The 22,946-nt window shown below is 63.6% G+C and carries 18 protein-coding genes and 1 tRNA gene; 9 read left to right on the top strand and 10 right to left on the bottom strand.

All coding sequences use genetic code 11. The annotated features are described in order from the left end of the window. Positions 1-50: 50 nt before the first annotated feature. Together U0025_RS00775 and U0025_RS00770 are read left to right on the top strand one after the other, a co-directional pair. A complete protein-coding gene (locus U0025_RS00775) occupies positions 51-956 on the top strand; it encodes a LysR family transcriptional regulator (RefSeq protein WP_037490981.1) in 906 nt (301 codons plus the stop codon). A gap of 338 nt (positions 957-1,294) precedes the next feature. Then, a complete protein-coding gene (locus U0025_RS00770; protein ID WP_004210526.1) occupies positions 1,295-2,455 on the top strand; it encodes an IS30 family transposase in 1,161 nt (386 codons plus the stop codon). 76 nt (positions 2,456-2,531) lie between these two features. On the opposite strand, the gene arsH is transcribed toward U0025_RS00770, so the two are convergent. From arsH to U0025_RS00745, 5 genes are read right to left on the bottom strand one after another with little or no spacing between them, the layout of a single operon-like run. Beyond that, the gene (arsH, locus tag U0025_RS00765; RefSeq protein ID WP_004210524.1) at positions 2,532-3,278 is read right to left on the bottom strand and encodes an arsenical resistance protein ArsH; all 747 of its coding nucleotides are present in this window, start codon (positions 3,276-3,278) and stop codon (positions 2,532-2,534) included. After that, positions 3,275-4,303 (bottom strand): ACR3 family arsenite efflux transporter, encoded by a 1,029-nt coding sequence (arsB, locus tag U0025_RS00760; protein ID WP_004210521.1) that lies wholly within the window; start codon positions 4,301-4,303, stop codon positions 3,275-3,277. Before arsB ends, arsH begins: the two co-directional genes overlap by 4 nt. A 4-nt stretch (positions 4,304-4,307) precedes the next feature. Then, positions 4,308-4,844: a GNAT family N-acetyltransferase gene (locus U0025_RS00755; RefSeq protein ID WP_004210519.1), complete on the bottom strand. Its 537-nt coding sequence runs from the start codon at positions 4,842-4,844 to the stop codon at positions 4,308-4,310. Beyond that, positions 4,841-5,254, bottom strand: a complete 414-nt coding sequence (gene arsC / locus U0025_RS00750) for an arsenate reductase (glutaredoxin) (RefSeq protein WP_004210518.1) — start codon at positions 5,252-5,254, stop codon at positions 4,841-4,843. Before arsC ends, U0025_RS00755 begins: the two co-directional genes overlap by 4 nt. 10 nt (positions 5,255-5,264) lie before the next feature. Beyond that, positions 5,265-5,594, bottom strand: coding sequence for an ArsR/SmtB family transcription factor (locus U0025_RS00745; RefSeq protein ID WP_004210516.1), 330 nt, complete (start codon positions 5,592-5,594; stop codon positions 5,265-5,267). Positions 5,595-5,901: 307 nt separating this feature from the next. Here U0025_RS00745 and U0025_RS00740 point away from each other — a divergent pair, with 307 nt between their 5' ends. Both U0025_RS00740 and U0025_RS00735 read left to right on the top strand, forming a co-directional pair. After that, the gene (locus tag U0025_RS00740) at positions 5,902-7,326 is read left to right on the top strand and encodes a sensor histidine kinase (protein ID WP_004210515.1); all 1,425 of its coding nucleotides are present in this window, start codon (positions 5,902-5,904) and stop codon (positions 7,324-7,326) included. After that, on the top strand, positions 7,293-7,868 hold the full coding sequence (locus U0025_RS00735; protein WP_004210513.1) for a response regulator transcription factor: 576 nt from the start codon (positions 7,293-7,295) through the stop codon (positions 7,866-7,868). Before U0025_RS00740 ends, U0025_RS00735 begins: the two co-directional genes overlap by 34 nt. Here U0025_RS00735 and U0025_RS00730 read toward each other — a convergent pair. From U0025_RS00730 to U0025_RS00720, 3 genes are all read right to left on the bottom strand, one after another. Continuing rightward, positions 7,865-9,042 (bottom strand): IS3 family transposase gene (locus tag U0025_RS00730; protein WP_086012819.1). Its coding sequence is split into 2 segments (ribosomal slippage): positions 7,865-8,778 and positions 8,778-9,042, totalling 1,179 coding nucleotides; the frame shifts between segments, so codons are not numbered across the junction. The genes U0025_RS00735 and U0025_RS00730 overlap by 4 nt on opposite strands. 965 nt (positions 9,043-10,007) lie before the next feature. Further along, positions 10,008-11,237 carry a tyrosine-type recombinase/integrase gene (locus U0025_RS00725; protein ID WP_004210511.1) on the bottom strand — a complete coding sequence of 410 codons (1,230 nt, stop codon included), beginning with the start codon at positions 11,235-11,237 and terminating at the stop codon, positions 10,008-10,010. Between the two features lie 162 nt (positions 11,238-11,399). Continuing rightward, positions 11,400-11,475, bottom strand: a tRNA-Thr gene (locus tag U0025_RS00720). A gap of 204 nt (positions 11,476-11,679) precedes the next feature. Between U0025_RS00720 and U0025_RS00715 the strand changes: the two genes are divergently transcribed. Both U0025_RS00715 and U0025_RS00710 read left to right on the top strand, forming a co-directional pair. Next, positions 11,680-12,954: a PAS domain-containing protein gene (locus tag U0025_RS00715; RefSeq protein WP_004210509.1), complete on the top strand. Its 1,275-nt coding sequence runs from the start codon at positions 11,680-11,682 to the stop codon at positions 12,952-12,954. A 332-nt stretch (positions 12,955-13,286) separates the two neighbouring features. After that, entirely contained in the window at positions 13,287-17,948 is a 4,662-nt protein-coding gene (locus U0025_RS00710; protein ID WP_004210507.1) for an NAD-glutamate dehydrogenase, read from the top strand. Positions 17,949-18,256: 308 nt separating this feature from the next. Here U0025_RS00710 and U0025_RS00705 read toward each other — a convergent pair whose 3' ends face one another. Continuing rightward, positions 18,257-19,288, bottom strand: a complete 1,032-nt coding sequence (locus tag U0025_RS00705; protein WP_004207353.1) for an IS110 family RNA-guided transposase — start codon at positions 19,286-19,288, stop codon at positions 18,257-18,259. Positions 19,289-19,421: 133 nt separating this feature from the next. After that, on the bottom strand, positions 19,422-20,534 hold the full coding sequence (locus U0025_RS00700) for an MlaA family lipoprotein (RefSeq protein ID WP_004210506.1): 1,113 nt from the start codon (positions 20,532-20,534) through the stop codon (positions 19,422-19,424). Positions 20,535-20,843: 309 nt separating this feature from the next. On the opposite strand from U0025_RS00700, the gene U0025_RS00695 reads away from it, so the two are divergent. The 3 genes from U0025_RS00695 to U0025_RS00685 are packed head-to-tail and all read left to right on the top strand — an operon-like array spanning position 20,844 to position 22,927. Then, positions 20,844-21,488 (top strand): PepSY-associated TM helix domain-containing protein, encoded by a 645-nt coding sequence (locus U0025_RS00695; RefSeq protein ID WP_004210504.1) that lies wholly within the window; start codon positions 20,844-20,846, stop codon positions 21,486-21,488. A gap of 17 nt (positions 21,489-21,505) precedes the next feature. Continuing rightward, on the top strand, positions 21,506-22,039 hold the full coding sequence (locus tag U0025_RS00690; RefSeq protein ID WP_004210503.1) for a DUF2271 domain-containing protein: 534 nt from the start codon (positions 21,506-21,508) through the stop codon (positions 22,037-22,039). Between the two features lie 15 nt (positions 22,040-22,054). Then, positions 22,055-22,927 (top strand): DUF4198 domain-containing protein, encoded by an 873-nt coding sequence (locus U0025_RS00685; RefSeq protein WP_004210502.1) that lies wholly within the window; start codon positions 22,055-22,057, stop codon positions 22,925-22,927. Positions 22,928-22,946: the final 19 nt, after the last annotated feature.

Raw genomic sequence — 22,946 nt, 5'->3', positions numbered from 1 at the left:
CGCCTGATAATCGTGACAAATTGATATGGGGTGTCACGAATAACGGGACAATGATGCGTCATTCGCTGATCGAGTTGGAGGCGGTGCTCGCCATAGTCCGGTGCGGTTCGTTCCGCGCCGCCGCGCTCGATCTTGGCATGTCGACCACCGCCGTCAGCAACGCCGTGGGCAAGCTTGAACGGGAGCTTGGCGTGCGGCTGTTCAATCGCACCACGCGCAGCGTCTCCCTCACCTACGCGGGGCGGATCTTCGTTGCGCAGATCAAATCGGCGCTCGAAGATATCCGGAAGGCGATGAACGCCGCGCGCTCCCAGCAGGAGACGCCGTCCGGCACGTTGCGCATCAATGCGTTCGCAACAGCGGCGCGCGAGATCATGGTGCCGCTGGTGCTGACCTATCTGCAGCGCTACCCCCAGGTTCATGTCGACATCGTCACCGAGGGGCGGCTCATCGACGTCGTGGCGGCCGGCTTCGATCTAGGCGTGCGCAGTGCGGACCTTGTGCCGAGCGACGCGATCGCCATACCGCTGGGGCAGACCCGGCGCATGGCGGTCGCCGCGTCCCCTGCCCTTTTTGAAGACAAGCCCATTCCGCAAGCGCCGCAGGACCTGCTCATCTATCCTTGCGTGCGGGTGCGACTTCCCAATGGCGCTCTGTTCCGTTGGCGGTTCGAGAAGGACGGGGAGGAATTGCAACTGGCCGTCGAGGGTCCGGTCACCCTCGACGAAGCCTCGCTTGCCCGGATCGCGGTGACGAGCGGCGTTGGGATCGGCTATTTCATGGAGACCGATGTGCGCGAGGACATCGCCTCAGGTCGGCTCATTCGCATCCTGGAGGACTGGACGCCGCCGCTGGCACCGCTGTGCCTCTATTATTCAAACCGGCGTAATTCCTCTGCAGCCTTCCAGGCATTCATTGCCCTCGCGCGCGACTTTGCGGCTGGACGCCTCACGTAAGCACTCGATCGGTAAGCGCCGGGCAAGATCGAACTCGTCCGAAGTTGGGATGCTCGGCCATCATCCGCTCGAAAACAGGAATGAAACTGTTGCCCCCTGACGCTCGATGGTCTCATGCCAAGATTGCTTGCGAATGGCCGCCGTCGTCGCAGGCATACGCTCAAACTTTACCCGCAGAACGACTCGAATTGATTGCGACCTGTCGGTTACCGGACAATCCGCGCCTGGGCATGCGGAATTGACGCCTGATGTCGACAAAGGGTCAACAGCCGAGATGCGCGGTGGGTTCAACGGGTGGCGGCAACACTTTAATCTTTTGAGGAAGATGGAGTGTCGCGATGAAGCAGCGTCGTCGGATCTATTACACGGCGAGCCAGCGAGCGGAGATATGGGATCGTTGGCAGCGCGGGGAATCGATGAGTTCGATCGGGCGCAGGTTTGATCGAGCGTCATCGTCGGTATTTTCGGTGATTTCGCCGACCGGCGGCATCCGGCCCGCCGATCGCAAGCGTGGCAGTCGTGCGCTGAGCCTTGCCGAGCGGGAGGAGATATCGCGGGGCCTGAGCGTCAGCGAACCGTTGCGTGCGATAGCACGGCGACTGGGTCGCTCGCCCTCGACGATCAGTCGCGAAGTCAGGCGTAATGGCGGTGTTGCACGATATCGGGCGACGGCGTCCGATCAGGCGGCATGGGACCGTGCCTTGCGGCCCAAGCCCTGCAAGCTGGCTTGCTCGCCGTCACTGGCACAGGCAGTATCGGCCAAGCTGCGCCGCAAATGGTCACCGGAACAGATTGCGGGGTGGCTCAGGCGCAGCTTTCCCAAGGAGCCCCATAGGCAGGTGTCGCACGAGACCATCTACAGAAGCCTGTACATACAGGCACGCGGGGTTCTGAAGAAAGAACTGCTGGAGCATCTGCGCGCCCGGCGCACCATCCGCAGGTCGCGGCACGCCAGCCTCAAGCGCAATGGCCTCGGACAGATCAAGGATGCCGTGTCGATTAGCGAGCGTCCCGCCTCGGTCGAGGATCGCGCCATTCCCGGCCACTGGGAAGGCGATCTGATCGGCGGCACGAAGAACAGCTACATCGCCACGCTGGTCGAACGGCATTCGCGCTATGTGATGCTGGTCAAGGTCGCCAACAAGGACACCAGGAGCGTCGTGTCGGCGCTGATCAGGCAGACGCAGCGCCTGCCGCGCGAACTCTACAAGTCGCTCACCTGGGATCGCGGCAAGGAACTGGCCGATCATCCGCGCCTCTCACTGGCTACCGATGTCGAAGTCTATTTCTGCGACCCCCAATCGCCTTGGCAGCGTGGCTCCAACGAAAACACCAACCGCCTGCTGCGACAATATTTCCCCAGAGGAACTGATCTGTCGCTATACAGCCAGGCCAAGCTGAGTGCCGTTGCACGGCAACTCAACGAACGGCCAAGGAAAACGCTCGAATATCAAACGCCCGCAGAGCGTTTCCAAGCTTGTGTTGCCGCCACCCGTTGAACCCACCGCCCATCCCAGTCATTCATGTTCGTCAGGCTCCGATCCAGAACCGGTCATTCGATCATCAGGGCGAAAATCAGGATTGAGGCATGATTGCGATTGCGGAGTGGTCCGCTGCGTTATCAACCGGAAGCCCAGCCTCCTTGCGTTCGGAATAGCGGTCGACCAGCTGACCGGCATGCGGACGCATCAAGACAGTGAAGCGCACCAGTTCCTCCATTACGTCGACAATGCGATCATAATAGCTTGATGCCCGCATGCGACCGTCCTCACCGAACTCCTTGTACGCCATCGCCACCGACGACTGATTGGGGATCGTGAACATCCGCATCCAGCGGCCTAGCAAGCGCAGCGAATTGACGGCGTTGAAGGATTGCGAGCCCCCGGACACTTGCATGACAGCAAGGGTTCGTCCCTGCGTCGGCCTCATCCCGCGCATTTGCAGCGGCAGATGGTCGATCTGCGTCTTCATGATGCCGGTGATCTGACCATGCCGCTCGGGGCTGCACCAGACCATGCCTTCCGACCACAGTGCGTGCTCGCGCAGTTCGTGCACTGCCGGGTGGTCGTCTCCCGCTATCTGATCGGGCAGCGGCAGGTCACTGGGATCAAAAATGCGGGTCTCGGCGCCGAAGAATTGAAGCAGGCGCGCCGCCTCTTCCACGGCTAGGCGTGAAAACGAGCGTTCCCGCAGCGAGCCGTAGAGCAGCATAATGCGCGGGGGCGGTTGGTCCGGGCCAAGGCCAGCGGCGGGACGAGCCAACGCGAAAGCCTTGTCCATAGCAGGAAGATGATCGGGGGTGGCGAGCTCGCGCAGTCTCATGCGGAAATCCCTTTCTCGTACCAACGGCGGGTCCGCTTCAACAAGGCGACGATCGACAGCATCACCGGTACTTCGACCAGCACGCCCACGACCGTCGCCAGCGCGGCGCCGGAACTGAGGCCAAAGAGGCTGATGGCGGCGGCCACAGCCAGTTCGAAGAAGTTGGAGGCACCGATCAACGCCGAAGGGCCGGCGACGCACCATGCCACGCCAAAGCGGCGGCTGAGCCAGTAGGCGATGCTGGCATTAAGATAGACCTGAAACAGGATCGGCACGGCAATCAACACGATCACGAGTGGCTGTCGGATGATCTGCTCGCCCTGAAAGCCGAACAGCAGCACCAGCGTCAGCAGCAAGCTGGCAAGGCTGATCGGGCCGATGGCGGACAGGAAATGCTGGAGCCGCTTCTCACCGCCGCGAAGGAGGGCTCGACGGAGTAGTTGCGAGATGACCACCGGGACGACGATGTAGAGCCCCACCGATAGCGCCAGCGTGTTCCACGGGACGATGATCGATGCCACACCCAGCAGCAGAGCCACCAGCGGCGCGAAGGCAAAGACCATGATCAGGTCGTTGAGCGCGACCTGGCTCAAGGTGTAGTTCGGTTCGCCGTCGACGAGGTTGGACCAGACGAAGACCATCGCGGTGCAAGGCGCTGCAGCCAACAGGATCAACCCGGCAATGTAGGACGACGATGCACCTTCAGGCAGCATCGGTGCGAACAGATGGCCGAGGAAGAAGGTGCCGAGCAGCGCCATCGAGAATGGCTTGATCGCCCAGTTCACCACAAGGGTAACGCCAATGCCGCGCCAGTGCTGCCTAAGGCTATGGAGCGCGCCGAAATCGACCCGCAGCAGCATGGGGATTATCATCAGCCAGATCAGGCCCGCCACCACGAGGTTGACGTTAGCGATCTCCAACGCTGCGATTGCCTCGAAGGCGCCGGGGAGCAAATGGCCGAGACCGATCCCGATCACGATGCACAGAGCCACCCACAGCGAGAGATAGCGCTCGAACAGTGACATGGCCTCAGTCCTTCCAGGAAGCGACAGGCACGGTCGTGGTGCCGCCACCCAAGGCGACCTGCATGTAAACCGTGTCGAGCCAACGCCCGGCCTTCCAGCCCATGCCGGTCAGGCGGCCGACATGCTCGAACCCGCAGGCTTCGTGTAGCGCTACCGAGCCAGGTTCGCCGCCGCCGATAACGGCGACCATCTGCCGAAAGCCATAGGCTTCAGCTGCCTGCAGCAACGCTTTGAGCAACAGTTTGCCGATGCCGCCGCCGCACCGGTCGTGCGCCACGTAGATGCTGTTCTCGCAGGCATAGGCATAAGCTGGTCGATCGCGGAACTGCGTGGCGTAAGCGTAGCCCACTACCGCTGATCCATCACAGACAACAAGGAACGGCCAGCCCCGTTCGCTCACCATTCGTATCTTCTCTACGGTCTCGGCCTCGGTCGGTGGCACCACCTCGTAGGTCGCCGTGCCATTCAGGACATGATGCGCATAGATGGCGGCAATGGCCTCAGCATCGCCGATCGTTGCGCTGCGAACCGAAAGGGTCATCGCCGGGTCGCTTCCACAACTTCGCCGTCTTCCTTGACGAACGTGCTGCGCTGCTCGGTCGGCAGCAAATCCAACACTTCTTCGGACGGGCGGCAGAGCTTCACGCCCAGCGGCGACACGACGAGCGGCCGATTGATGAGGATCGGATGCTCCATCATCGCGTCGACCAATGCCTCGTCCGTCAAGGTCTCGTCGCCGAGGCCCAGTTCGGCATAAGGCGTTCCCTTCTCGCGCAGCAGAGCGCGCGGAGTAATGCCGGCCCGCTCGATGAGCTCAACCAGCCGCGCACGGCTTGGCGGCGTCTTCAGATATTCGACAATGTGGGGCTCGATGCCCGCATTGCGGATCATGGCCAGGGCATTACGAGAGGTCCCGCAAAGCGGGTTATGGTAGATCACGATATCGGTCATTATCGCCTCTTCAGCAGCAGGTCAGTTCGGCCAGCAGCGGCTCGCACAGTTCGGCGCGCCCCTGGCAGCAATCCTTGGCCAGATAGATCATCAGTCCGCGCAGCGCATCGAGGTTGGCGCGCTGAATTTGTTGGCGGCCACGCTTCTCGGAAAGCACTAGGCCGGCCTTCACCATCACGGCCAGATGCGTTGAAAACGTGCTCTGGGTCAATCCCGATGCATCCACCAATTCGCCGGTCGACAGGCCATCAGGCTCATGTCGGATCAACAGGCGGAACGCATCGAGCCGCGTAGGATGGCCGAGAGCGGAGAGTATCAAGAGTGCATCGCTGGTGTTCATGCATCGTAATTATCCGATGCAATCAAACCAGTCAACAAGCCATCGATAACTCCCGATGCTTCAATCGTCAGGCTTAAGGGCAGCTTGGGACCAATTGCGAAATGGAAGCTGGCATTCCGAGATTGGCTTGACGCGTGGTTGGAGCGGAAAACCTGACCGTCTGCTCATGGGGATCAAAAATCGCCCCTTGAACGGCCAGTTTGGGTCGGAAACCTTATTGGACCAAAGTATGATCCAACCGCGCGGCCTGGCCCATTATGTTCGGCATCCATGCAGGTGCGGATGACAGCGCATCGGGGAGGTGCCGGTGAGCTTCAGGAAGGCGATGGTCGCGGGCGCATTGGCGCTGATATTGTCGCTCGCTGTGTTGATCGCGACATCTATCTGGCATCACAGGCTCGCCGCTCGGTTGCTTTCGCGGATCGAAATGGCCCAGCATCAGGCGCTGCTGGTTACCCGGCTGGAGGCGGACATCGTCGCCCGGCAACTGGCCGATCGGTCACAGCATGTTGCCATGGATCAGGCCATTGCAGTCGGCATGCGAGCCTATCTGGGCAGTATTGAAAACGAACGGCACCTGATCGAAACCGACGCGGAAAGTCAGGCCCAGCAAACCCATGAATGGGCAAGGGCGCTAGAACTCGCCGGGATCATAGGCAATTCCGATCGGGCGGGATGGAGGGCGGCACGCGCTCTGTCGCATGACATCGCCGTCCGGGAACAGGGGGAGGCGCGGGAGGCCGCGCAATCGATCGCGCAGGCGCAGCGCTGGAGCGGCCGGCTGATCGGCAGCGTGGCGCTTTTCATCCTGCTGCTGTGTGGCGCAACCGGCTGGCTGCTGTGGCGCGGCATCGTGGCGCCCATCGCTGCGCTCATCGATGGCACAGACAGGCTCAGGGCAGAACGGGGCCCTGCACGCGTTCGGCTGCAGGGGCTGCACGAACTACAGCATCTGGCCGCCCAGTTCAACGATATGGCGGAAGCGATCGAGACGCAGGTGGCCACCCGCACGACGGCCCTGGAACAGGCCAATCAATGGCTACGCGATATCGATGGCCGGCGTCGGCTGTTCCTGTCCAAGGTCAGCCATGAACTGCGCACGCCCGTCACCGTGATGCGCGGTGAAGCAGAAGTGGCGCTGCGCCGGCCGGAGAATCGCGCTGCACTGGAGGACGCGCTGGTCCATATCGTCGACAGCGGCCAGTTCCTCCATCGGCGGCTGGACGACCTGCTGGCGCTGGCCCAGGCGGAAGACGGCGCCTTGTCGGTCGCGCCCCGGCCGATCGACCTTGCCCTCGTGCTGCGCGAGGCCCATGCCATGGTGGCCCCCTTCGCCCGATCAAGTGGTATCGGGCTTCAACTTGAAGCGGCAAGCGATGCGGTGCCGATCGTTGGCGATCCTGATCGATTGCGCCAGGCCCTCGTTGCCATCATCGATAATGGCATAAAATTCTCGCCGCCCGAGGGCATGATCCGGCTGGATATGCGATCGGACGGCGATCGCGCGCGCATCGCGATCAGGGACGATGGTCCGGGCGTAGCGGAGGCCGATCTGGCCAGGATTTTCGATCCCTATTTCCAGGCTGATGTCGGACGCAGCCGGGGCGGCACCGGGCTCGGGCTTGCGCTCGCGCGATGGATCGCGGAGCGGCATGGCGGCCATCTGGATGCTGCCAATCACCGTATGAGGGAGGGCCTGTGCGTGTCGCTGACCTTGCCGGTGGTGTCATGAACATCCTGCTGGTGGAAGATGATCCGGGCATCGGCCGCTTCGTCCATCGCGGATTGATGGCCGAAGGCTATATGGTGGAATGGCAGACATCGGGACGGCGGGCCCGTCCACGACTGGCATCCGGCCTGTTCCATGCCGCGATCCTGGATCTTGGCCTGCCCGACATGGACGGGGCCGACCTGTGCCGTGAGGTGCGGCAGGACGGTGTCGATCTGCCGATCTGTATGCTGACCGCGCGCGCCAGCCTGGACGAGAAGCTGGAGGGGTTTCGCTGCGGCGCCGATGATTATCTGACCAAGCCTTTTTCCTTCGAGGAATTGCTGGCGCGGCTGGCGGTCATGGTTCGGCGTCGCGAAGGCCGCGATACCGAGCGCCTGTCGCTGGGATCGCTGACGATCGACATTCGTGCCCGGACGGCGCAGATCGAGGGGAAGCCGCTCGATTGCAGCCGGCGCGAGTTCGACCTGCTGTTGTGCCTGACCCGTCAGGCTGGACAGGTGGTATTGATCTGCCCCCACCGAGTGGACCGATTGGTTTGTTAGTGCATTAAGCTCATCGCCGCCATATCCGGACGGAGGTGGAGCGAAGCGGAACCGGAGGCCGGATATGGCGGTGTCGCCGTTTCTGGTGCCGGTGGCCGATAGCCAAGACTGCTGTGCGGGCGGACGGTGTTGTAATGCCGCCGCCAGGCTTCGATCAGCACCCTGGCCTCGGCGAGGCTGTAGAAGATTTCACCATTGAGCAGTTCGTCGCGCAGCGACCCATTGAAGCTTTCATTATAGCCATTCTCCCATGGCGATCCCGGCGCGATGTAGAGCGTCTTCACGCCGATCTGCCGCAGCCATTGCTGGACGGCATTGGCGATAAATTCGGCGCCATTATCTGACCGTATATGTGCAGGCGGGCCGCGCGAGATGAACAGGTCCGCCAAGGCCGCCAGCACATCCTCATGTTTGAGCTGTCGCGCAACGATAAGCGCCAGACATTCCCTGCTGGCCTCGTCGATGATCGTCAGGATGCGGAACTTGCGGCCGTCATGCGTGCGCCCCTCGACGAAGTCGTAGGCCCACACATGCCCAGGATACTCAGGCCGCAGGCGGATGCATGATCCGTCGTTGAGCCATAGACGCCCGCGTTTGGGCTGGCGCTGCGGCACCTTGAGCCCTTCGCGCCGCCATATCCGCTCGACCCGTTTATGGTTCACCGTCCACCCCGCATGGCGCAGCAACGCCGTGACCCGGCGGTAGCCGTAACGACCATATTGCTTTGCCAAGGCGATGATGTCCTCCGTCAGCGCCTGTTCGTCATCCGCCCCACGCGGCACTTTACGCTGTGTCGATCGATGCTGCCCCAGAACCCGGCATATCCGTCGCTCGGATAGCCGGACTGGCAGATCCCGTCGTATATGATCGATGCAGCGCCGTCGCCGCGCGGGGCTCAGAAGTTTCCCCGTGCAGCTTCCTGCAATATCAGCTTGTCCAGCGTCAGGTCCGAGATCGCCCGGCGCAGCCGTTGGTTTTCCTTCTCCAGATCCTTCATCCGCCGTGCCTGGTCGGTCTTCAGCCCGCCATATTCCTTGCGCCAGCGATAATAGGTCTGCTCGCTGACCCCGATCCGACGGCAGGCTTCGGCGGTCGAAGCCCCCTGCGCCAGCACAATCTCAACTTCACGCAGCTTGCCGATGATCTCTTCCGGCTTGTGCTTCTTGCTCGGCATTCAATGTCCCTTTCGCGGTCCAGACTATCATAGTCTCTGGGCCACTCAGCGGGGGGCAGATCAACCACGCCGTCCAGTATATTTCTCACCCCGAATATCCTTGGGAGAGATTACGCGCCGAGACACCTGGTAAGTACGAAACTTATGTAGATCTCGAAGCCGGTCGATGGACGCACGTGCGGATTGTTGTAGCAGGCTCTTCCGCCCGCTTACATGTTGACGGCACCTTGCAGCCGACATTGATTGTGAACGACCTCAAGCACGGTGCCGAAGCTAAGGGAGGCGTGGCACTTTGGATCGGTCCTGGCACATTAGCTCATTTCAGCGGCGTGCGGATTTCGTCTTAACCTGAACCGCGTCGGGTTTGCCGAACTTCCGCTTCAGTTGGCGAATTTGCGCCCAATACGGGCACTTGGATCAATAGGCAACGTGAGTTGCTGAAGGTCCGCCGCAAGGACCTCACGCACAACAAACTCCGCCCTCAGTCATTATCTGCCACAGGCGGGTTTTGCCGATATATTAGGCGCTGAATGTCCGCAATGGACGTCTCGTTCGCGAGCCGAATTGCGGCACCACAAGAGCACCCCACAGACTTCTGAAGCCGCATAGTCCGATAAGAGACGCTGAGTTTCTTACCGCACTTTGGACAGTCCACCCGAACCACGATGCTGTCCAGTTCATTCGCCATTTCCAAAATCTAAGCCTTGGGCGGCGTGAAGTCCATCTGACCATTAGTAGCTGGTCGATAAGCGACAGACAGCTATCTTCGCCCGAAAACTTGTCGATTGCTCAAAAGAGAGCCGGCCGCTATCGCCGCGTACCCACCGGTAAACCGACGTTCGGAAGTCGGCAGCATCAGCCATTTGCTCAGCGCGACCCGGACAGGAAGCAATTCGCTCATCAGATCAAAGAGATCATTCCTCGGATCTTCACCCTCGGAAACAATGCAAAAAGGGGTACGATGATCACCGTCTGCCTTTCTTAACGACCAGAGGCACGACCGGCGCCCCTTCCTTATGCTCCTCTAAATAGTCACTCCACCACTGCGCCATCTGGACCCGCTCATCCCAATGCTGTCCCCTTGCGTAGGCGCCACGCACAGCATTGCTGTGCCCGTGCGCCAATGCGCGTTCGATCGCGTCTGGATGCCACTTCCCGCTCTCGTTTAGCAGCGTGCTAGCCGTTGCTCTGAAGCCATGGGCCGTCACGGTCTCCCGATCGAACCCCATTCTACGAAAGGCAGTATTGATCGCATTCTCGCACATCGGTTTGAAATGGCTCCGCTCCCCAGGGAACATCCAGTCCATCCATCCGGTGTGGCGCCGCAATTCATTGAAGAGCGCAAGCGATTGTACCGACAGAGGTACACTATGTGGACGACGGAGCTTTGTGCGCTCTGCGGGAATGCGCCATATTTTCTCGTCCCAGTCGATCTCCTGCCATTTGGCGAGGCGCAACTCGCCTGGCCGCACAAAGACATGAGGTAAAAGTTGCATCGCGATCTTGACGCTCTCCCTACCGCCATAATCGTCAATTGCGCGTAACAGCGCGCCAAGCTTGCGCGGATCCAATATGGCAGCTCTATGCGTGACGATCGGTGACATCAAAGCGTCGCCCAGCAATGCAGCCGGATCCGATTTGCAAAGAGACATCGCGACACCGTGACGAAACACACGGCTGGCGAAGGCGCGCGTGCGAACCGCTGTCTCCCGTTTACCGGCCTTCTCGATCTTCTTCAAAACGACCATCAGTTCGGCTGGCTCGATTTCGCTGACTGGACGCCCACCGATCGGACCAGTTAAATGAGAGAGGTACCAGCGTGCCTTCTCAATTGTTGCGGCTGCCTTTTGTCCGCCCACGAATTTCACCTCAATGAAATCTTCGGCGACCGACTGGAAGCTGTTCCCGGCCGCAAGCCTTGCCATCGTCTTTTCCCGCTTGCGCTCATGAAGCGGGTCGCCTCCCTCTCTCACAGCTCGCCGCGCCTCGTCCCGCAGTTCGCGCGCCTGGACTAGCGAAACTTCAGGCCAGTCTCCGAGCGTAAGGCGCTTCTCGCTTCCTAGGACGCGATATTTGAAAAACCATCGCTTCGCGCCATTGGGGCGAATTTCAAGATAGAGACCTTTTTCGTCCGTTTTGCGATAAGCTGAGACGAGTGCCGGAAAAGCACGGATTTCTGCGGCTTTGAGAGCCATTTGGGGGCATTCCTCTTTTTCCCACCGCAGTGCCCCCAGCTCTGCCCCCAAATTAACGAAATCTGGGGGCATTTCTTGGAACAAAGCGAGACCACCGAGAAAGACAGAATCTCTCGGAACCCGCAGAAAATCAACGTTTTTGGACGTTTTGGGAAGAGGTACTGGTGCCGCTTACGTGACTCGAACACGTGACCCTCGCATTACGAATGCGATGCTCTACCAACTGAGCTAAAGCGGCACTGGCGCGGGCAGATAACAGCGGTCGGGCGATTGGACAAGCGCCCAAATGCACTTTCTTGCCCCCTGCCCCGTCCTCGTCGCACGATCGACCGATATTGCGCGCCATCCATCCGCTTTTGCGCGCGAATTTACGGCATGTTTACCATCCCCATGGCACAGCCTTGCGCAAAGTCGCTTATTCTCTGTTCCAAGGACCGACCGGATGGACATTCTGCGGGGGCATGACGTCGCCAACGACCAGGACGATTTCGAATATCCCGGTGATGCCGCGATCGACCGTCCGCTCGCCGTGGGATATGAGGAACGGCGCATGCAGGTGCGCGCCTATAATTATTGGGCGTCGCTGCTGGGCGATCGCGCCCTGCCCCTGATCGAGGATCTTTCGCCCGATCAGATGGACGATTTCGGCCCCTATAGCGTGCTGCTCGATTTCACCGCCGGCATCGAGAATCCCGCAATCGTCTATCTCGGCACGGCCTTGCGTCAGGAATGCGAGATCGAGGGGCCGATCGGCCATATCGCCGATGTTCCGGCCCGTTCGCTGCTGTCGCGCCTGACCGATCATTATCTCCAGATCATCGCCAATGCCGCGCCGATCGGATTCGAGGCGGAGTTCATCAACCAGCGCGGCCGCGAGATTCTCTATCGCGGCATCCTGATGCCCTTTTCCGCGCAGGGCGATTCGATCGACTTCGTGTTCGGCGTGATCAACTGGAAGGAAATGGCCAGCCACGCTTTGTCGGTCGCGATCGAGCGCGAGGTCGACACCAATTTGCTGCACAATCCCTCGGCGCGCAGCGATGCGCCGATCTGGGCCGATGGTCCGGGCGCGGACGAGGATGACGACGTGCTGGACCTGGCCGGCATGGAGATGCCGACCGAGGATGCGCCGCTCGCCGACTGGCTGGCGCTCGCCCGCGAAGGCGCGGAAAAGGCCCGTACCAGCGAGGCGCGCAGCCATGCCGCCCTCTATCGCGCGATCGGCCTTGCCTATGATTTCGCGCTGGTGACCCGCCGTTCGGCCGAGGAATATGCCGAACTGCTCGAAGATTATGGCATCAAGGCGCAGGCGCGCAGCCCGATGACCGCCGTCATCAAGCTGGTCTTCGGCGCCACCTATGACAAGACGCGCATCACCGAATATGCGACCGCGCTCGATCATGCCGCGACCGCCAGCCTGCCGGTCGGCAGCTTCGCCGCTTATCTGGCCGGTTATGATGGTGGCCTCAAGGCCCTGGTCCGCGACGAGCGTGCCGCCCGCCGGGCGGACATGCCCGCCCGCCCCGACAAGCGCCAGACCGCCCGCGACACGATGAAATGCGCCACCGCGCTCGATCCGCTGGCCGTCGCCACCGACAATGATGGCCTGGCCGTCGTCGTCGCCCGGCGCGAGGCGGATGGCACGCTGGCGATCGTCGGCGCACTGCCGGAAGGGTCGGACCTGGGCCAGCGCGTGATCCTGGCCGCCGCCGACTGAGATCTTGCCTCGGCGCCGGCCCTCACCCCCAGCCGTGGCGTAAACGCGCCATCTTGGGGTGACATCGCGGCTTTCCAAGTGCATAGGGGCATGCCTGCTCTTCGGGCCATGCCTTCCAGACATCGATATCCGCCAGTAACGGGCGGCCCGACCATGCTGCGCTGCATCATAATATTTCACGCGCGCGAAATTTTATTTCGACCAATACTTGAGACGATCCGGTGAGAGGGGCATATAGATGCCCCTAGGACAAGGAGTCGTCTGGCGGTGTTCCAGCGCCTCCTCCGTTTCGGCAACGGCGGGACATTTCCCCGCGGCTAAGAGGTAGGCGAATGACGGCGCTGGCTGATCCCAATATCAAGGAAGTCGATTCAACTGTTCGCGCGGCGCTGGAAGGCGTCCTGGCAAAGGGCGCCCTGCCCGGCGAGAGCGAGGGATTTGATCAGGCGGCCATCGCCGCCGCTGCGGCCTTCCTGGGTCGCACCGCCAATGCGCGCAAGGCCGGCAAGCCCGGCATCGCGATCGAGACGCTGGGCGAAGGCGCCACCGGCCGCTTCATGCGGATCGCGCTGATCAACGACGACATGCCCTTCCTGGTCGATTCGATCGCCACCACGCTCGCGGCGGCCGACATCAGCATCCACCGGCTGCTCCACCCCGTCCTGTCGATATCGCGCGGCGCCGATGGCAGCCTGTCCGCGATCCTGGACGATGATGCGCCGGGCGCGTTGCGGGAATCGATGATCTATATCGAGGCCGACCGGGCCGACGCAAAGGCCCGCCGCGCGCTCGAAAAGGCGCTGGAAGACACGCTGGCCGACGTTCGCGTCGCCGTGCGCGACTGGCCGCGCATGCAGGAAGCCATGTCGGCCGACGCCAATGCCGTCACCGACGATGAAGGCGCTGCGCTGCTGCGCTGGTTCCTCGCGGGCCATTTCACCCAGATCGGCCATGAACTGTGCAGCCGCGTCGGCACCTCGGAAGAGCGGCTGGGCATCTGCGCGCTGCGTGACAAGCCGATGATCGCGCCGGCCTCGCGCGAAGCCGCCTTCACCTGGTTCGAGGAAGGCAAGCGCAGCCCGCTCATCATCAAGTCCAACATCCTCTCGCGCGTGCATCGCGGCGTGCTGCTGGACCTCATCATCCTGCCGGTGCGTGAGGGCAAGAGCGTCACCGGCCTGTCGATCCACGCCGGCATGTGGACCAGCGCGGCGCTTGCCGCCTCGCCGGAAAAGGTGCCGCTGCTGCGCTCGGCCCTGTCGGCGCTGATGGACAAATATGGTTTCGATCCGGCCGGCCATGCCGGCAAGACGTTGGCCCATGCGCTCACCACCCTGCCGCATGACATATTGATCGGCTTCGAGCGCGACACGCTGGAGCATCTGGCGCTCACCTTCATGTCGCTGACCGACCGGCCGCGCCCCAAGCTGGTGCTGGCCACCAGCGCGCTCGCCCGTCACCTCTATGCCTTTGTCTGGCTGCCGCGCGACGAACTGTCGACTGCGCGCCGCGTCGCGATCCAGGACATGCTGGCCAAGGCGGCGAATGGCCCGGTATTGAGCTGGTCGATCGCGCTGGAGGAAGGCGGCCTGGCGCTGCTGCGCATCACCCTCGACCTGCGCGACGGCGGCGTGGTGCCCGATGATGCCGCGCTCGATCGCCAGCTCAAGCAGATGGTGCGCGGCTGGCTGCCCGCCGTCGAGGAAGCGCTGGCCGAAAGCGAGGAAGCCGGCCGCGCCGCGGCGCTGGCCCAGCGCTTCGCCCCCGGCTTCCCGATGGCCTATCGCAACGGCGCCGGCCCGGTCGAGGCGGCGGTCGACATCCGCCTGATCCACGGCCTGTCGGGTCCGGGCGACAAGTCGATCCGCATCTATCGCAACCCGGAAGACAGCGCCGAACGGCTGCGCCTCAAGCTCTACAGCCATGACGCGATCGCCCTGTCCGAAGTCGTCCCCGCCTTCGAGAATTTCGGCTTCCGCGTGATCGACGAGATGACCACGGCGATCGACGGCGGCACGCTTGGCCATGTCCAGCGCTTCGTGCTGGAACTGCCGGCTGGCGGCGATGCCCAGGCGGTGGTCGACCGCGCCGAAGTGGTGACCGAGGCGATCGCCCAGGTGATCGAAGGCGTAGCCGAAAATGACAGGTTCAACGAACTCATCGTCACCGCCGGCTTTGCGCCGCGCGCGGTCGTGCTGTTCCGCGCGCTGTTCCGCTATCTGCGCCAGACCGGCACCGCCTTTGGCATGGCGACCTTTGCCGACACGCTGCGCCGTGAACAGGGCGTCGCCCGCAATCTTGTCGCCCTGTTCGAAGCGCTGCACGATCCCGCCGCGCAGGACGGCAGCGACAAGGCGACCGCCATCCAGGCGGAGATCGACGCGGGCCTGGAACAGGTCAGCTCGATCGACGAGGATCGCGTGCTGCGCCTGATCCGCGCCGTCATCACCGCGACGCTGCGCACCAACTTCTATGCCCCGGCTGCGGCCGAGGCGCTGGCGTTCAAGATCGACAGCGCCCTCGTCCCCGGCCTGCCGGCGCCGCTGCCCTGGCGGGAAATCTGGGTCTACAGCCCGCGCGTCGAGGGCATCCATCTGCGCGCCGGTCCGGTCGCCCGTGGCGGCCTGCGCTGGTCCGACCGTCGCGACGATTTCCGCACCGAAATCCTGGGCCTGATGAAGGCGCAACGTGTCAAGAACGCTGTCATCGTGCCGACCGGCGCGAAGGGCGGCTTCTACCCCAAGCAATTGCCCAATCCGCAGGTCGATCGCGACGCCTGGTTCGCTGAAGGCACGGAAAGCTATCGCATCTTCATCCGCACCCTGTTGTCGATCACCGACAATATCGTGAAGAACAAGGTGAAGCACCCCGCCCAGGTGGTGGTGCGCGACGGCGACGATCCCTATTTCGTGGTCGCCGCCGACAAGGGCACCGCGACCTTCAGCGACGTCGCCAATGCGATCGCGCTGGAGCGGGACTTCTGGCTGGGCGACGCCTTCGCCAGCGGCGGCTCCAACGGCTATGACCACAAGGCGATGGGCATCACCGCCAAGGGCGCCTGGATCAGCGTCCAGCGGCACTTCGCCGAAATGGGCGTCGATGTGCAGAGCGAGCCGGTCAAGGTAGTGGGCTGCGGCGACATGTCGGGCGACGTGTTCGGCAACGGCATGCTGCTCAGCAAGGCGATCAAGCTGGTCGCCGCCTTCGACCATCGCCACATCTTCCTCGACCCCAATCCCGATCCGGCCAAGAGCTGGGAAGAGCGCAACCGCATGTTCGCCCTGCCCCGCTCCAGCTGGGAGGATTATGACAAGGGCCTGATCTCCGAGGGCGGCGGCGTGTTCGCCCGCAGCCTCAAGAAGATCCCGCTCACCCCGCAGGTTCAGGAAATCCTGGGCGTGACCGAAAGCGAGATGGAGCCGACCGCGCTCATCTCCGCCATCCTCAAGAGCCCCAACGACCTGCTGTGGTTCGGCGGCATCGGCACCTATGTGAAGGCCGCCGCGCAGAGCCATGGCGATGTCGGCGACCCGGCCAATGACCGGCTGCGCGTCAATGCCGAACAGCTGCGCGTCAAGGTGGTGGGCGAAGGCGCGAACCTTGGCACCACACAGGCCGGCCGCATCGCCTTCTCGCTGCATGGCGGGCGGATCAACACCGACTTCATCGACAATAGTGCCGGCGTCGACTGCTCGGATAATGAGGTCAACATCAAGATCGCGCTGAACAAGGAAATGGCGGAAGGCCGCCTGCCCTTCGACAAGCGCAATGCCCTGCTCGAAAGCATGACCGACGCGGTCGGCGCGATCGTGCTGGAGGATAACCGGCTTCAGGCGCTCGGCCTGTCGATCGCCGAAAGCGGCGGCGCGGCGGACCTTGCCTCCTATGTCCGGCTGATCGAGACGTTCGAGGAAACCGGCCGTCTCGACCGCCAGGTCGAGGGGCTGGCCGCCAATGACCAGTTGCTGCGGCGGGGCCAGGATGGCCAGGGCCTCACCCGCCCCGAACTCGCCGTGCTGCTCTCCACCGCCAAGCTGGCGCTGCAGGACGCGATCGAACATGGCGACCTTGCCACCGATCCCAGCATGGGCGCGGAACTGGCCGCCGCCTTCCCTGCCGCGATGCAGGAGAAGGAAGCCGATGCCATCGCCGCCCATGCGCTCAAGAAGGAGATCATCGCCACCAAGGTTGCGAACCGCATCGTCAACCGCCTCGGCATCATCCATCCCTTCGAACTGGCGGAAGAAGAGGGCTGCTCGCTCGCCGATCTCGCCAGCGCCTTCCTGATTGCCGAGCGCCTCTACGACATCCGCACCCTGTGGGCGGATATCGACGCGGCCGACATGTCGGAAGCCGCCCGCCTGGCCCTGTTCGGCGACATCGCCAGCGGCATGCGCGCGCAGATCGCCGATATCCTGCGCAGCGTGCCCGCCGGCACCCTGCCGGACGCCGGCCATGCGATCCTGGCCAAGGGCGTCGAAACGCTCGCCAACCAGGTCGACGACCTGCTCACCAGCGAAGCGCTGCGCCGCGTCACGGCCGTTACCGATCGCCTGCTCTCGCTCGGTGCGCCGGACATGCTGGCCGTGCGCACCGCCGGCCTGTTCAAGCTGGACGGCGCGGTCGGCATCGCCGCGCTCGCCGGTCGCCTGAAGATGGACGAGATCGCGCTGACCCGCGCCTTCACCCATCTGGGCGAGGCTGTCGGCATCGACTGGGTCCAGTCGGCCGCCGCCCGCATGGAACCGACCGATCCGTGGGAGCGGCTGCTCATCTCCGGCGTCGCGCGCGACATGCAGCAGGTGCGGCTCGACTTCCTGGCCCAGGGCAAGGGCAAGGATGTGTCCGACCATGTCGAGAAATGGCTGATCGAGCGCGGTGCGCGCATCCAGCAGTTCCGCGCCCTGGTGCAGCGCGCCAAGGCAGCGGCGTCGCCCAATGTCGCGATGCTCGCGGAAATCGCCGGTCAGGCCCGCGGCCTGCTCGGCCGCTGAGGCCATCGCCCCTTCCCGTCAGCGGGAAGGGGTTTCAACCGCCCCCCCCAAAAAAACGTATGGCCCGCCCCGTCTGCAAGGGGGATTTTGAAGTGTTCTGATCAGTCTGCGTCAACGTATGCGGTCTCATGGGTGACCCCATGGCCAAGATGGACATCCGCACGTCTGGAGCCACAATAAAGACGCCGGCAACGAGTGCCATTTTTTTGGCCGGGCTTTCCAGACGCCGATCGACTGTCAGGCCATCTTCACGATCCTTCCTGCAAACATCGTTGGCCTATGCACGAAGATGCGTGCGGCCGATCCGGTTATGCCGCGACTGGGTAGCCGCGTTCGAACGTCGCGTCCTTGCGCAAGGCCGCCCATGCGATCCGCGCCAGCTTGTTGGCCAGCGCGACGACGATAGCATTGCGGTGGACTCCTCGCTCGATCATTCCTGTCAACCAGCGCCCCAACGGGGTCTCGCTTCGCGCCAGCGACGGCAATGCTGCTCGGGCACCGTGGATGAGCAAGGTGCGCAAGTAGGTGTTGCCTCGCTTGGAGATGCCGAGCAGCCGCGGCTTGCCGCCGGTAGTATGCTGACGGGGCACCAGACCGAGCCAGGCACCCAGGTCTCGGGCTTTGGCAAAGCTGCTGGCATCGCCCACGGCTGCAATCAGGGCAGTTGCGTTCAGCACCCCGACGCCGGGGATGGATGTGAGCCGCCGGGCAGCCGCGTCATTGCGCGCCAGCTCGACAAACTCGCCGTTCAGCGTTTCCACCCTGGTATCGAGTTCGCGCCATTCGGCACGCAGTTCGGCCACCAACTGGCGCAGACGCGGTGACAAGGTCGTATCCTCATCGGCCAGCAGGGCATCGATGCCGAGTTCCAGCTTGCGCCGCCCAACCGGGAAAATGGTCCCGCGCTCCAGCAGGATCGCCCGCAACTGGTTGGTCAGGCTCCTGCGCTCAGCCACCAGGCGCGAGCGAACCCGGTGGAGCGTCTGGATGTCCAACTGCTCCTGGGTCTTGAGTTCGACGAAGCGCATCGTTGGACGCGAGGCGGCCTCGGCGATCCCCTCGGCGTCGCGGTCATCGTTCTTCTGTGCTTTGACATACGGCCGTACGTACTCCGGCGACATCAGCCGGATCTCATGTCCGTGCGCGGCGAACAGGCGCCCCAGATAATGGGCACCGCAACATGCCTCCATCGCGACCACGCACACAGGAAGCTTGGCAACGTAGTCGACCAGCGTCTGGCGGCGCATCGACCTGCGTACGACGACAGCTCCCGACGCATCCACGCCCACCACACTGCAGGCATTCTTGCCCAAATCAACGCCAAGGATCACAATAGACATCGGTCCGCTCCTTTCCTCTTCAAGCACCAGCATCATATCCGATGCCGGGGAAAAGGGGCGGGCCATCCCATAAAGAAAAAGGCGCCCGATCCAGTGATCGGGCGCCTTTTTCTTTTCCGTGCCTTTGATGCGCTCAGCGCGGGTCGGCGGGCAGCGGCTGCACCATCAGCGGCTTGGGCGCCGGTGCGGGGGGCGGTTCGGGGGCCGGCGCAGCATCGACCGGGGCAGCAGCCTCCGGCGCCACAGCCTCCGGCGCATCGGCTGCCGACTTGTCCTTGCCCGGCACGCGCAGCCCCGGACCATAGACCGGCGTCACGCCCGGCGTGTAGCGACCGTGCAGCGCCTCGATCTCCGCCTTGCGCTGGTTGAGATAGAGGTCGCGATAGCTGCCATAGGGATTGTCGTCGGAACGGATCGCCTGGATGCGCTCGTCGAACGCCGCGCGCTCGCCCAGCTGGTCCAGCACCGCCATCGGGATGACGACCGTGGGCTGGGTGAAGGGCTTACCCACCGCGAAGGGCAGGATCATCTTGTCGACCGTGTCGCCGATGATGTCGCGCAGCGTCGTCGGGCCGACCAGCGGCAGATACATGTACGGCCCCGGCCCCACGCCATAGAAGCCCAGCGTGTTCGCGAGGCCATTGGGGCGATAGGGCAGGTTGAACGGCTTGCGCTTGGCAACGTCGAACAGGCCGACAAAGCCCAGCGTCGTGTTGATCGCGAAGCGGCCGGCCGTCTCGAACGCCTTGCCCGGCTTGAACTGCAGCATATAGGCCGCGAACACGACCGGCTCGCCCAGGTTCGAGAAGAAGTTGCGCAGCCCCTTGCGCACCGGGCGCGGCAGGCCCTTGTTATAGGCCTTGGCCACCGGCTCGATCAGCGCCTTGTCGACCGCCTGGACCGCTTCGAAAGACTGTTCGTTGATCGCGGCGAAGGGATCGCGCTTGCGCAGCCCGGTATCGCCGGTCACGACGATCGCATTGGGATCGACCGGCACCTCTTCCTTGGGCTGCTCCGCGATCGGGCTCAGCGTCGGCAGCACGACCGGCGGCGGATAGGGACTGTCGGGTGACGGCGTCTGTGCCGGCATCTGGGCGGGCTGGACCGGGTCGGCAGGGACGGTCTGGGGCGTTTCCGCCGGCGCAGGTGCCATAGCCGCAGCCGGCACCATCGGAGCGCCGCTGTCCACGACCTCCCCCTGTCCCGCCATCAGCATCATTCCAGTGGCGGCAACCGAAAGCAGCATAAATCGTCCCTTGTCACGGCCCCGTCTGGACGACGGGCCCAACGGCCAGCAACGGCCTGGATAAGGGCCGATAAACAGACATCGCATCCCCGCGACATCGCTGTCCAAGCTGATTTCGCTAGGGGGGCGTGCCGCACCCGTCAAGTATGGTGGTCAAGCAGGAGGCGGCAGGCGGAGACGCGCGTGCGGCGCTTTGGTTCCCGACCGCTTACATTTTGATACATTTTTCCTGTTGCGAGCGGTTTGCAATTGCGAGTCGTTCGCGTTATTCGGGCCACCTCATTTCCCACAGGACTCGCCCTTCCCTCGATGCACGCTCCCGCCCGCGCCCAGCCCAAGAAAAAGAAGAGCGCCAAGGCATTCTGGCTGAAGCAGCTGCATACCTGGCATTGGGTGAGTTCGGCGATCAGCCTGATCGGCCTGCTGCTCTTCGCCTTCACCGGCATCACCCTCAACCACGCCGCCGATGTCGAGGGTTCGCCCCAGACCGTCGAGAAGAGCGCCACCCTGCCCGCTCCGCTGTTGAAGCTGGTCGCGGCCGATGACGCGCCCGATGCCAAGAAGCCCCTGCCCGCCCCGATCGCCCAATGGGTCGAAAAGGAAATCGGCCAGAGCGGCGCGGGCGAGGCGGAATGGTCGGCGGACGAAGTCTATCTAGCCCTGCCGCGTCCCGGCGGCGATGGCTGGGTGTCGATCGACCGGCATGACGGCAAGGTCACCAGCGAAGCGACCAGCCGTGGCTGGGTCAGCTATCTCAACGACCTGCACAAGGGCCGCAATGCCGGCACCGTGTGGAAATGGTTCATCGATATCTTCGCCGTCGCCTGCTTCCTGTTCGCGCTGACCGGCCTGCTGCTGCTCCAGTTGCACGCCGCCAAGCGGCCGAGCACCTGGCCGCTGGTCGCGATTGGGCTTGCGCTGCCGGCGCTGCTCGCCATCCTCTTCATCCACTAACGGGGGTCCATCTTTCCATGCAGATCAGTCCCAAGCTCATCCTGTCCGGCGGTGCCGCGCTTGGCGCCACCGGTGCGCTGGCCGCACCGGCCGCCGCGCAGACCATGACCGTCACGGTCAATATCCCGCGCCTGTCGGTCGCCGAATATCACCGCCCCTATGTCGCCATCTGGCTGGAGAAGGAGGGCGCCGCCCCCCGCACGCTCGCGGTCTGGTATGATGTCGACAAGGCCAAGGGCGAAGGCACCAAATGGCTGCGCGACATCCGCCAGTGGTGGCGCGTGTCGGGCCGCACGATGAGCTTCCCGGCCGATGGCGTATCGGGCGCGACCCGCGCGCCGGGCGACCAGAAGATCGCCTTCACCGCCGGCAAGGGGCCGCTCGGCGCCTTGGGTCCGGGCAAATATACGCTGGTGGTGGAAGCCGCCCGTGAAGTCGGCGGCCGCGAACTGCTCCGCCTGCCCTTCACCTGGCCGGCCAAGCCCGGCGTCGCCGCCAAGGCACAGGGCAGCAGCGAACTCGGCGCCGTCAGCGTCAGCTTCGGCAAGTAACAGGGGACAAAGACCATGAAAGCCAAATATCTGATCGCGGGCGCGCTTGCCGCCCTGATGCTCTCCGGCGCGGCCCAGGCCCACCGCCAGTGGATGCTGCCCTCCTCCACCACCCTGTCGGGCACCGACAGCTGGGTGACGGTCGACGCGGCAGTCTCCAACGACCTCTTCTATTTCGAACATTTCCCGATGCGCACCGACGGCATCGCCGTGACCGAGCCGGACGGCACCACCGGCAAGATCGAAAATGCCGCCACCGGCAAATATCGCTCGACCTTCGACGTGCATCTGACCAAGCCGGGCACCTATCGCATCGCCAATGTCTCGACCATGGTGATGGGCAGCTACACCCTCAACGGCAAGCAGGAGCGCCTGCCGCGCGGCACGACCAAGGCCACTCTGGCCCAGGCGATCCCCGCCGGCGCCACCAATGTCCAGACCGCCGAGGCAAGCAATCGCAACGAGATCTTCGTGACGCTGGGCGCGCCGACCACCACCATCTTCAAGCCGACCGGCACCGGCATCGAACTGGTCCCGGTGACCCATCCCAATGACCTGGTGTCGGGCGAGACCGCGACCTTCCAGTTCCTGCTCGACGGCAAGCCCGCCGCCGACCTCAAGGTCACCGTCATTCCCGGCGGCATCCGCTATCGCGATGCGCTGGGCCAGATGGACCTCGTCACCGACAAGGATGGCAAGCTGGCCGTCAAATGGGGCGCCCCCGGCATGTACTGGCTGAACGCCAGCACCGGCGGCGGCCGCGAAGGTGGCCCCGGTGGTCCGGGCGCGCAGGGCGGCAAGCCGGAGGGCGCACCGCCCGCACCGCCGGCCGGCCCGCCGCAGAAGCGCGCCTCCTACATCACCACGCTGGAAGTGCTGGCGCCCTGACCCGGCCCTCCGGCAATCC

The organism is Sphingobium yanoikuyae (assembly GCF_034424525.1).
In the GTDB taxonomy this organism is placed as follows: domain Bacteria; phylum Pseudomonadota; class Alphaproteobacteria; order Sphingomonadales; family Sphingomonadaceae; genus Sphingobium; species Sphingobium yanoikuyae.
Note: the sequence above shows the minus strand (reverse complement) of the source record. Positions and strands in the feature narration are given on the sequence as shown.

Excerpts from the sequence above, each read along its gene's own strand:
- U0025_RS00695 (WP_004210504.1), top strand. The coding sequence starts at position 20,844 with ATGCACGCTCCCGCCCGCGCCCAGCCCAAGAAAAAGAAGAGCGCCAAG.
- U0025_RS00690 (WP_004210503.1), top strand. The coding sequence starts at position 21,506 with ATGCAGATCAGTCCCAAGCTCATCCTGTCCGGCGGTGCCGCGCTTGGC.
- arsB (WP_004210521.1), bottom strand. The coding sequence starts at position 4,303 with ATGTCACTGTTCGAGCGCTATCTCTCGCTGTGGGTGGCTCTGTGCATC.
- U0025_RS00700 (WP_004210506.1), bottom strand. The coding sequence starts at position 20,534 with ATGCTGCTTTCGGTTGCCGCCACTGGAATGATGCTGATGGCGGGACAG.
- U0025_RS00745 (WP_004210516.1), bottom strand. The coding sequence starts at position 5,594 with ATGAACACCAGCGATGCACTCTTGATACTCTCCGCTCTCGGCCATCCT.
- U0025_RS00725 (WP_004210511.1), bottom strand. The coding sequence starts at position 11,237 with ATGGCTCTCAAAGCCGCAGAAATCCGTGCTTTTCCGGCACTCGTCTCA.
- U0025_RS00705 (WP_004207353.1), bottom strand. The coding sequence starts at position 19,288 with ATGTCTATTGTGATCCTTGGCGTTGATTTGGGCAAGAATGCCTGCAGT.
- U0025_RS00715 (WP_004210509.1), top strand. The coding sequence starts at position 11,680 with ATGGACATTCTGCGGGGGCATGACGTCGCCAACGACCAGGACGATTTC.
- U0025_RS00775 (WP_037490981.1), top strand. The coding sequence starts at position 51 with ATGATGCGTCATTCGCTGATCGAGTTGGAGGCGGTGCTCGCCATAGTC.
- U0025_RS00755 (WP_004210519.1), bottom strand. The coding sequence starts at position 4,844 with ATGACCCTTTCGGTTCGCAGCGCAACGATCGGCGATGCTGAGGCCATT.
- arsH (WP_004210524.1), bottom strand. The coding sequence starts at position 3,278 with ATGAGACTGCGCGAGCTCGCCACCCCCGATCATCTTCCTGCTATGGAC.
- arsC (WP_004210518.1), bottom strand. The coding sequence starts at position 5,254 with ATGACCGATATCGTGATCTACCATAACCCGCTTTGCGGGACCTCTCGT.
- U0025_RS00710 (WP_004210507.1), top strand. The coding sequence starts at position 13,287 with ATGACGGCGCTGGCTGATCCCAATATCAAGGAAGTCGATTCAACTGTT.
- U0025_RS00770 (WP_004210526.1), top strand. The coding sequence starts at position 1,295 with ATGAAGCAGCGTCGTCGGATCTATTACACGGCGAGCCAGCGAGCGGAG.
- U0025_RS00685 (WP_004210502.1), top strand. The coding sequence starts at position 22,055 with ATGAAAGCCAAATATCTGATCGCGGGCGCGCTTGCCGCCCTGATGCTC.